Origin of the sequence: Limnohabitans sp., from assembly GCF_040400975.1 — a bacterium.
Classification (GTDB): domain Bacteria; phylum Pseudomonadota; class Gammaproteobacteria; order Burkholderiales; family Burkholderiaceae_C; genus Limnohabitans_A.
The window spans coordinates 100,609-108,043 of the sequence record NZ_JBBAPF010000007.1 but is presented as its reverse complement, the minus strand read 5'-3'; the positions used below and the strand labels follow the sequence as shown (position 1 = coordinate 108,043).

At 55.5% G+C, this 7,435-nt stretch carries 14 protein-coding genes; 12 read left to right on the top strand and 2 right to left on the bottom strand.

The genetic code is table 11. From position 1 onward, the window contains the following. Window positions 1–134: 134 nt before the first annotated feature. From rpsJ to ABWQ00_RS06575, 12 genes are all read left to right on the top strand, one after another. A complete protein-coding gene (gene rpsJ / locus ABWQ00_RS06630) occupies window positions 135–449 on the top strand; it encodes a 30S ribosomal protein S10 (protein ID WP_019426908.1) in 315 nt (104 codons plus the stop codon). 183 nt (window positions 450–632) lie between these two features. Continuing rightward, the gene (rplC, locus tag ABWQ00_RS06625; protein WP_353237883.1) at window positions 633–1,298 is read left to right on the top strand and encodes a 50S ribosomal protein L3; all 666 of its coding nucleotides are present in this window, start codon (window positions 633–635) and stop codon (window positions 1,296–1,298) included. Further along, window positions 1,298–1,918 carry a 50S ribosomal protein L4 gene (gene rplD / locus ABWQ00_RS06620; protein ID WP_019426906.1) on the top strand — a complete coding sequence of 207 codons (621 nt, stop codon included), beginning with the start codon at window positions 1,298–1,300 and terminating at the stop codon, window positions 1,916–1,918. Before rplC ends, rplD begins: the two co-directional genes overlap by 1 nt. Then, window positions 1,915–2,229 (top strand): 50S ribosomal protein L23, encoded by a 315-nt coding sequence (gene rplW / locus ABWQ00_RS06615; protein WP_019426905.1) that lies wholly within the window; start codon window positions 1,915–1,917, stop codon window positions 2,227–2,229. The genes rplD and rplW overlap by 4 nt, the downstream gene beginning before the upstream one ends. Window positions 2,230–2,231: 2 nt before the next feature. Then, the gene (gene rplB / locus ABWQ00_RS06610; RefSeq protein WP_019426904.1) at window positions 2,232–3,056 is read left to right on the top strand and encodes a 50S ribosomal protein L2; all 825 of its coding nucleotides are present in this window, start codon (window positions 2,232–2,234) and stop codon (window positions 3,054–3,056) included. A 10-nt stretch (window positions 3,057–3,066) separates the two neighbouring features. After that, complete coding sequence (gene rpsS / locus ABWQ00_RS06605; protein ID WP_007847809.1) at window positions 3,067–3,345, top strand: 30S ribosomal protein S19; 279 nt, start codon at window positions 3,067–3,069, stop codon at window positions 3,343–3,345. A gap of 9 nt (window positions 3,346–3,354) precedes the next feature. Continuing rightward, entirely contained in the window at window positions 3,355–3,684 is a 330-nt protein-coding gene (gene rplV, locus ABWQ00_RS06600; RefSeq protein ID WP_019426902.1) for a 50S ribosomal protein L22, read from the top strand. A gap of 14 nt (window positions 3,685–3,698) precedes the next feature. Beyond that, entirely contained in the window at window positions 3,699–4,577 is an 879-nt protein-coding gene (rpsC, locus tag ABWQ00_RS06595; protein WP_353237882.1) for a 30S ribosomal protein S3, read from the top strand. 11 nt (window positions 4,578–4,588) lie between these two features. Then, window positions 4,589–5,005, top strand: coding sequence for a 50S ribosomal protein L16 (gene rplP, locus ABWQ00_RS06590; RefSeq protein WP_019426900.1), 417 nt, complete (start codon window positions 4,589–4,591; stop codon window positions 5,003–5,005). Window positions 5,006–5,022: 17 nt separating this feature from the next. After that, window positions 5,023–5,217 (top strand): 50S ribosomal protein L29, encoded by a 195-nt coding sequence (gene rpmC / locus ABWQ00_RS06585; protein ID WP_353237881.1) that lies wholly within the window; start codon window positions 5,023–5,025, stop codon window positions 5,215–5,217. A gap of 9 nt (window positions 5,218–5,226) precedes the next feature. Further along, window positions 5,227–5,496 (top strand): 30S ribosomal protein S17, encoded by a 270-nt coding sequence (gene rpsQ, locus ABWQ00_RS06580; protein WP_019426898.1) that lies wholly within the window; start codon window positions 5,227–5,229, stop codon window positions 5,494–5,496. 102 nt (window positions 5,497–5,598) lie between these two features. Beyond that, window positions 5,599–6,105, top strand: coding sequence for a peroxiredoxin (locus ABWQ00_RS06575; RefSeq protein ID WP_353237880.1), 507 nt, complete (start codon window positions 5,599–5,601; stop codon window positions 6,103–6,105). Window positions 6,106–6,192: 87 nt separating this feature from the next. Here ABWQ00_RS06575 and ABWQ00_RS06570 read toward each other — a convergent pair whose 3' ends face one another. Together ABWQ00_RS06570 and ABWQ00_RS06565 are read right to left on the bottom strand one after the other, a co-directional pair. Then, a complete protein-coding gene (locus ABWQ00_RS06570) occupies window positions 6,193–6,699 on the bottom strand; it encodes a GNAT family N-acetyltransferase (RefSeq protein WP_353237879.1) in 507 nt (168 codons plus the stop codon). 32 nt (window positions 6,700–6,731) lie between these two features. Then, entirely contained in the window at window positions 6,732–7,391 is a 660-nt protein-coding gene (locus ABWQ00_RS06565) for a cytochrome b/b6 domain-containing protein (RefSeq protein ID WP_353237878.1), read from the bottom strand. Window positions 7,392–7,435 lie beyond the last annotated feature (44 nt).

Here is a 7,435-nt window from a genome sequence, read left to right as displayed (position 1 = left end):
CCATCCGCGAAGGTGGCCGCACCGTCGGCGCGGGCGTTGTTGCCAAGATCATCGCTTAATTCTTTTGTGGCGCAACAGTGTAGCGGCTTGGCCATTGCACTGCGGCAAGCAGAAAATCACCACAAGGAATTGACATGTCATCCAAGCAAAAAATCCGCATCCGCCTGAAGGCGTTTGACTACAAACTGATCGACCAGTCCGCTGCCGAGATCGTTGACACCGCCAAGCGCACCGGCGCGATTGTCAAGGGCCCCGTGCCCTTGCCAACACGCATGAAGCGTTTTGACATCCTGCGTTCACCGCACGTCAACAAGACCAGCCGTGACCAGCTCGAAATCCGCACGCACCAGCGTTTGATGGACATCGTGGACCCCACAGACAAAACTGTGGACGCCCTGATGAAACTCGATCTTCCCGCTGGCGTGGACGTCGAAATCAAGCTGCAGTAATGCGGTTTGGGGTGGCCGAAAAGCCATCCAAACACTTGAAACAAGGCCTGATTTGCCAGAAATGGCAAGTCGGGCTATAATTTCAGGCTCACCTCATTTTGGGGTGAGATTTATTAACAGTCTTTCACACACCAAACGTGGCTGCCAATTGAAGTGGACACGGTGAAAGTTTTGGAGAAAACAATGAGTCTGAGCAACTCCCTCGGGTTGCTGGGTCGCAAGGTGGGCATGATGCGTCTGTTCACTGATGATGGGGATTCCGTTCCTGTCACAGTGTTGGATGTGTCGAACAACCGTGTATCCCAGGTCAAAACCCAAGAGAACGATGGCTATGTCGCTTTGCAAGTGACATTTGGTGCCCGCAAGGCATCGCGCGTGACCAAGCCGATCGCTGGTCACCTGGCCAAGGCCGGTGTTGAAGCCGGTGAGATCATTCAAGAATTCCGTGTGACCGCCGACACGGCTGCCCAGTACGCCGCTGGTGCTGCTGTACCCGTGGCTTCCGTATTCGCCGTTGGCCAGAAAGTGGACGTGCAAGGCACTTCCATCGGTAAAGGCTTCACCGGTACGATCAAGCGTCACAACTTCAAATCGCAGCGCGCATCGCACGGTAATAGCCGTTCGCACAATGTGCCAGGTTCGATTTCGATGGCCCAGGATCCGGGCCGCGTGTTCCCAGGCAAAAAAATGTCGGGCCACCGCGGTGATGTGACCTGCACTACGCAGAACCTTGCCGTGATCCGCGTTGACGAAGCCCGTGGCCTGTTGATGGTCAAAGGTGCCATTCCTGGCTCAAAGGGTGGCTTTGTGACTGTGCGTCCCGCCATCAAAGTCAAAGGAGCGAACTGATGCAGCTCGAACTCCTGAACGACCAAGGTCAAGCCGCCTCCAAAGTGGATGCGCCCGAGACTGTCTTCGGTCGTGAATACAACGAAGCCCTCATCCACCAAATTGTGGTGGCTTATCAGGCCAATGCCCGTCAAGGCACCCGCGCTCAAAAGGACCGTGAACAAGTTCACCACTCCACCAAGAAACCTTTCAAACAAAAAGGTACTGGTCGCGCACGTGCTGGTATGACTTCTTCGCCTTTGTGGCGTGGCGGTGGTCGGATTTTCCCGAACATGCCCGACGAAAACTTCACACAGAAGATCAACAAGAAGATGTACCGCGCTGGTATGGCTTCGATCTTCTCCCAGTTGGCCCGCGAAGGCCGTTTGGCTGTGGTGGATTCCTTTAAGGTTGAGACCCCCAAGACCAAGCAGCTCGCTGCCAAGTTCAAGGCCATGAGTCTCGACAATGTGCTGGTGATCGCCGACGAAGTCGACGAAAACCTGTACTTGGCATCGCGCAACCTGATCAACATCCTGATTGTTGAGCCACGTTATGCCGATCCCGTGTCTTTGGTGAACTTCAAGAAAGTCCTCGTGACCAAAGGCGCCATGGACAAACTCAAGGAGATGTTTGCATGAGCGCCGTGAAGTTCGACGAAGGTCGTCTGATGTCCGTGTTGGTGGCTCCCATCGTGTCCGAAAAGGCCACCATGGTGGCTGAAAAGTCCAATGCCGTGACATTCAAAGTGCTGCAAGACGCGACCAAGCCTGAAATCAAAGCCGCAGTGGAATTGATGTTCAAGGTTGAGGTCAAAGGCGTCTCTGTAGTGAATACCAAGGGCAAGACCAAGCGTTTTGGCAAAAACATTGGCCGTCGCGACAACATTCGCAAGGCTTATGTCACGCTGCAACCAGGTCAAGAGCTGAACCTGTCTGGGGAGGCCGCGTAATCATGGCTGTCATCAAGATCAAACCGACATCCCCAGGCCGTCGTGGCGTGGTGAAGGTCACGCGTGACCACCTGCACAAAGGTGAAGGCTACGCGCCCTTGCTGGAACCCCAGCACCAAAAATCTGGCCGTAACAACAACGGTCACATCACAACACGCCACAAAGGCGGTGGTCACAAGCACCACTACCGCGTGGTCGACTTCAAGCGCAACAAAGATGCAATCCCGGCAAAAGTCGAGCGCATCGAGTACGACCCCAACCGTACCGCGCACATTGCTTTGCTGTGCTACGCCGATGGCGAGCGCCGTTACATCATTGCCCCCCGTGGCATTGAAGCCGGTGCAACCCTGATGTCGGGTGCAGAAGCGCCGATCCGCGCTGGCAACACTTTGCCCATCCGCAACATCCCCGTGGGTTCGACCATCCATTGCATCGAGCTCAAGCCCGGTGCGGGTGCCCAGATCGCTCGCTCGGCAGGTGCTTCGGCGACCTTGCTGGCTCGCGAAGGCATCTACGCTCAAGTGCGTATGCGCTCCGGTGAAGTTCGCAAGATCCACATCGAGTGCCGTGCAACGATTGGTGAAGTCGCCAACGAAGAGCATAGCCTGCGCCAATTGGGCAAGGCCGGTGTCAAGCGCTGGATGGGTATCCGCCCAACCGTGCGTGGCGTGGCCATGAACCCAGTGGATCACCCGCACGGTGGTGGCGAAGGCCGTACCGGCGAAGGCCGTCATGCAGTAGACCCGTGGGGCAACCTCACCAAGGGCTACCGTACCCGTAACAACAAGCGCACACAGGTCATGATCGTGTCGCGTCGCAAGAAGTAAGGGTTAGACAATGACACGCTCTCTCAAAAAGGGTCCATTCGTTGACCACCACTTGTTGGCCAAGGTTGAAAAAGCCGTTGCCACCAAAGATAAAAAGCCCGTCAAGACATGGTCGCGTCGCTCCATGGTTCTGCCCGACTTCATCGGTCTGACCATCGCCGTTCACAACGGCAAGCAACACGTTCCTGTTTATGTGACCGATCAAATGGTTGGCCACAAATTGGGCGAATTCGCACTGACCCGGACATTCAAGGGTCACCCTGCGGACAAAAAAGTCCAAAAGAAATAAGGAAAGACCATGGAAACACGTGCAGTCCTCCGGGGCGTCCGTTTGTCGGTCGATAAAGGCCGCCTGGTCGCCGATTTGATTCGCGGTAAAAAAGTGGATCAAGCTCTGAACATCTTGACATTCACGCAGAAAAAAGCTGCAGGCATCGTCAAGAAGGTTCTCGAGTCCGCCATCGCCAACGCTGAGCACAACGACGGTGCAGACATCGACGAGTTGAAGGTGAAAACCATCTACGTCGAACAAGGCACCACGCTCAAGCGTTTCACAGCCCGCGCCAAAGGCCGCGGCAACCGTATCAGCAAACCCACATGCCATGTGTATGTGACGGTCGGCAACTAAGCCAGGGAAGAAACATGGGACAAAAAATCCATCCTACCGGCTTCCGTTTGGCCGTCAGCCGTAACTGGTCCAGCCGTTGGTACGCCAGCAACAAAGACTTCGCCGGCATGCTGGCCGAAGACATCAAGGTGCGTGAGTACCTCAAGGCCAAGCTCAAGAACGCAGCGGTTTCCCGCGTCTTGATCGAGCGTCCAGCCAAGAGCGCCCGCATCACCATCTTCTCGGCCCGTCCAGGTGTGGTGATCGGCAAGAAAGGCGAAGACATCGAGTTGCTCAAGAAAGAACTCGCTTCTCGCATGGGCGTGCCTGTTGCGGTCAACATCGAAGAAGTGCGCAAGCCTGAAATCGATGCTCAACTGATCGCTGACAGCATCACTCAACAGCTCGAAAAGCGGATCATGTTCCGCCGTGCCATGAAGCGCGCCATGCAAAACGCCATGCGTCTGGGTGCCCAAGGCATCAAAATCATGTCGGCTGGCCGCTTGAACGGCATCGAAATTGCGCGTACCGAGTGGTACCGTGAAGGGCGTGTGCCATTGCACACCCTGCGTGCTGACATCGACTACGCCACTTCCGAAGCCAAGACCACTTATGGCGTCATCGGCGTCAAGGTCTGGGTCTACAAGGGCGACACTTTGGGCCGCAACGATGCGCCAGCTTTGGCTGAGCCTCGTGCCGAAGAAGAGCGCCGCCCACGTGGCCCACGTCGTGATGCCCGTCCCGGTGAGCGCCCCGCAGGCGATCGTCGTGGTGGTCCACGCCGCCCCGCAGGCACCAACACAGCACCCACCGACGGCAGCGATAAGCCAGCCGGCGCGGGTGGTGATGCCAAACCCGCCGTTAAGCGCGTACGCACAGTCGCCGCGCCAGCTGCAGCAGCTGACGGTCAATAAGGAGTAATTACATGCTGCAACCTGCTCGCAGAAAGTTCCGCAAGGAACAGAAAGGCCGCAACACCGGCGTCGCTACCCGTGGCAACACGGTGGCGTTCGGTGACTTCGGCCTGAAGTCCACAGACCGTGGCCGTTTGACGGCCCGCCAGATCGAAGCCGCACGTCGTGCGATTTCCCGTCATGTCAAGCGTGGCGGCCGCATCTGGATTCGTGTGTTCCCCGACAAGCCGATTTCTACCAAGCCTGCTGAAGTGCGTATGGGTAACGGTAAAGGTAACCCCGAGTACTACGTGGCTGAGATCCAACCCGGCAAGGTGCTCTACGAAATCGTAGGTGTGCCCGAAGAGTTGGCCCGTGAAGCCTTCAAATTGGCTGCTGCCAAGTTGCCCTTGCGCACCACATTTGTGGCCCGCATGATTGGCCAATAATTCAGGAGAAATAAGAAATGAACGCTGCTGAATTGCGCCAAAAAGACGTTGCTGGTGTCAAAGAAGAAATCAAAGCGCTGCAAAAAGCCCACTTTGGCCTTCGTATGCAAAAAGCCACGCAACAACTCGGCAACACTGGAACGATAGGCCAGACTCGCCGTGCCATCGCCCGTGCCAAAACCATTCTTGCCCAAAAGCAAGCCGCCAAGTAAGGAGTGACCATGACGGAAGCTAAAACATCCCTCAAGCGCACCTTGATTGGCAAGGTGGTCAGCGACAAGCGCGCCAAAACCGTGACCGTGCTGGTCGAGCGTCGTGTGAAACACGCGCTCTACGGCAAGATCGTGGCCAAGTCGAGCAAGTACCACGCACACGACGAGACTGGAGAATTCCACCTAGGTGACACCATCGAAATCACGGAAAGCCGTCCAATTTCGAAGACCAAAAACTGGGTAGCGACTCGCCTGGTTCAGAAGGCTGCTGCTGTCTAAGCCCAAAAGCCAGACCTCAGCAAACTTTTAGAAAACGACCCACAATAGTGGGTCGTTTTTTTTACTCGGCCATTTGGCCCATACACCCCTCAGGAGAATCAAATGATCAAAGTTGGAGACAAATTGCCCGCCGTGACGTTGACGGAATTTGTAGAAGTTGAAGGCAATGGTTGCAGCATTGGCCCCAACCCGGTGGACGTGGCCAAAGCTGCTGCCGGCAAAACCATAGCCATTTTTGCCTTGCCTGGCGCATTCACCCCCACTTGCTCTGCCAAGCACGTGCCCGGCTATGTCGAACACCATGATGCATTGAAGGCTGCTGGTGTCAACGAGATCTGGTGCGTCAGCGTGAACGATGCTTTTGTGATGGGTGCTTGGGCTCGCGATCAAAAGACCGGCACCAAGGTGCGCATGTTGGGCGACGGCAGTGCTGATTTCACCAAAGCCACAGGGCTGACCTTGGACCTGACCGCACGCGGCATGGGTTTACGCAGCAACCGCTACTCGATGTTGGTCAAAGACGGAGCCGTCTCCGTGTTGAATGTGGAAGGTCCTGGTAAATTTGAAGTCAGCGACGCAGCCACTTTGTTGGCACAAGCCAAAGGCTGATCGGCCTTGAAACAAAAAAAGGGACCTCGGGTCCCTTTTTTGATGGATGCAAAGAAGCATCAAAATATTGCAGTTTTCAGTGCCCTGTCACTCGATCTCAACTTTGAGGTAATGCGCACCCGCATAGGGGTTGTGATAGTAGGGTGGGATCTCTTGAAATCCAAGGTCTTCATACAGCGCACGGGCTGACTCCATGTCGTCCAAAGTGTCCAACAAAACGCAGCTGTAGTCGGCATGCCGCGCGGCATCCAAAATGGCTTCGGTCAGCAAGCGCCCGAGACCTTGACCTCGAAAAGCAGGGCGAACATACAAGCGTTTCATCTCGGCCGCATTGGCGTAGTCAGAGCTGTCGAGGGGGCGCAACGCACAACAACCCGCCGGCTCACCATCGACAAAAGCCAAAACCAAGGCACCGCGCGGTGCTGTGTACTCGCCAGGCAGTTCAGCCAGTTCTTTCTCAAAATCTTGAAAAGCCAAATCCACTTGGAGAGAGGCGGCATAGTCCATAAAAAGTGCACGGGTCTGTACCCAATCCTGTTGGGACGATGGCGCGCGCAGCAAAATGGAAGGCAAAGCAGAAGGCAAGGGCTTCATCCAAAGTCAAAAATGACAGTGTAAAGCCGAATTCAAGGCCGGATAGTGACCAGAAAATAGACAGCCAAAGCAGACAGCAACAACACAATAAAGGCCAAGAGCCATTGCGCAGCATGGTCTTTCGATGCTGTGACGTGTTCAGGGAGCGACTTGTCACCGTGCAGCATGGCGGGCACCAAGGAGACCTTCTTTTTAAAGCGGTACCACACCAGTGCCGACAGGTGCAAAATCACCAGCGTCATCACCAACGATTGGCCCCAGTCCTTGTGCCAAGAAGTGGCCCATGACACCCAGCGACCAGATGCCAAAAAAGACAATGGCCCGACATTGGCGATTTCATCATCGCTGATCAAACCGGTGGCCACTTGCAAGGCCAGAGCCAGCAACAAAACCACAACGGACCAAGAGCCCAATGGGTTGTGCCCGGCCCAACGCAGCAAAGAACGCCCTTGCACATAAGCCACGACGGACGATGGGCGAAGAGGAAACTGAGCCCAGCGAGACCAATGGCCACCGACCAAGCCCCAAGCCAATCTGAAAAGTAAAAGCGTCAGAACAGCAAAGCCAAAGCGGAAGTGCCAAACCATGGCATTACCGCCCAACTCGGCCGAAACAAACAAACCCAACACACAAAGGGCCAGAGCCCCATGGAAAAGGCGGGTGGGCAAATCCCAAATGCGGACAGTGACCATGGACACTTTCAAAGGTGCAAAGAGGAAAGAATTATGCGAGACTG

What these genes read in the sequence shown, in the direction of transcription:
- ABWQ00_RS06575 (WP_353237880.1), top strand. Translation starts at nt 5,599, where the DNA reads ATGATCAAAGTTGGAGACAAATTGCCCGCCGTGACGTTGACGGAATTT.
- rplP (WP_019426900.1), top strand. Translation starts at nt 4,589, where the DNA reads ATGCTGCAACCTGCTCGCAGAAAGTTCCGCAAGGAACAGAAAGGCCGC.
- rpsC (WP_353237882.1), top strand. Translation starts at nt 3,699, where the DNA reads ATGGGACAAAAAATCCATCCTACCGGCTTCCGTTTGGCCGTCAGCCGT.
- rplC (WP_353237883.1), top strand. Translation starts at nt 633, where the DNA reads ATGAGTCTGAGCAACTCCCTCGGGTTGCTGGGTCGCAAGGTGGGCATG.
- ABWQ00_RS06570 (WP_353237879.1), bottom strand. Translation starts at nt 6,699, where the DNA reads ATGAAGCCCTTGCCTTCTGCTTTGCCTTCCATTTTGCTGCGCGCGCCA.
- rpmC (WP_353237881.1), top strand. Translation starts at nt 5,023, where the DNA reads ATGAACGCTGCTGAATTGCGCCAAAAAGACGTTGCTGGTGTCAAAGAA.
- rplW (WP_019426905.1), top strand. Translation starts at nt 1,915, where the DNA reads ATGAGCGCCGTGAAGTTCGACGAAGGTCGTCTGATGTCCGTGTTGGTG.
- rpsS (WP_007847809.1), top strand. Translation starts at nt 3,067, where the DNA reads ATGACACGCTCTCTCAAAAAGGGTCCATTCGTTGACCACCACTTGTTG.
- rplD (WP_019426906.1), top strand. Translation starts at nt 1,298, where the DNA reads ATGCAGCTCGAACTCCTGAACGACCAAGGTCAAGCCGCCTCCAAAGTG.
- rpsQ (WP_019426898.1), top strand. Translation starts at nt 5,227, where the DNA reads ATGACGGAAGCTAAAACATCCCTCAAGCGCACCTTGATTGGCAAGGTG.
- rplV (WP_019426902.1), top strand. Translation starts at nt 3,355, where the DNA reads ATGGAAACACGTGCAGTCCTCCGGGGCGTCCGTTTGTCGGTCGATAAA.
- rpsJ (WP_019426908.1), top strand. Translation starts at nt 135, where the DNA reads ATGTCATCCAAGCAAAAAATCCGCATCCGCCTGAAGGCGTTTGACTAC.
- ABWQ00_RS06565 (WP_353237878.1), bottom strand. Translation starts at nt 7,391, where the DNA reads ATGGTCACTGTCCGCATTTGGGATTTGCCCACCCGCCTTTTCCATGGG.
- rplB (WP_019426904.1), top strand. Translation starts at nt 2,232, where the DNA reads ATGGCTGTCATCAAGATCAAACCGACATCCCCAGGCCGTCGTGGCGTG.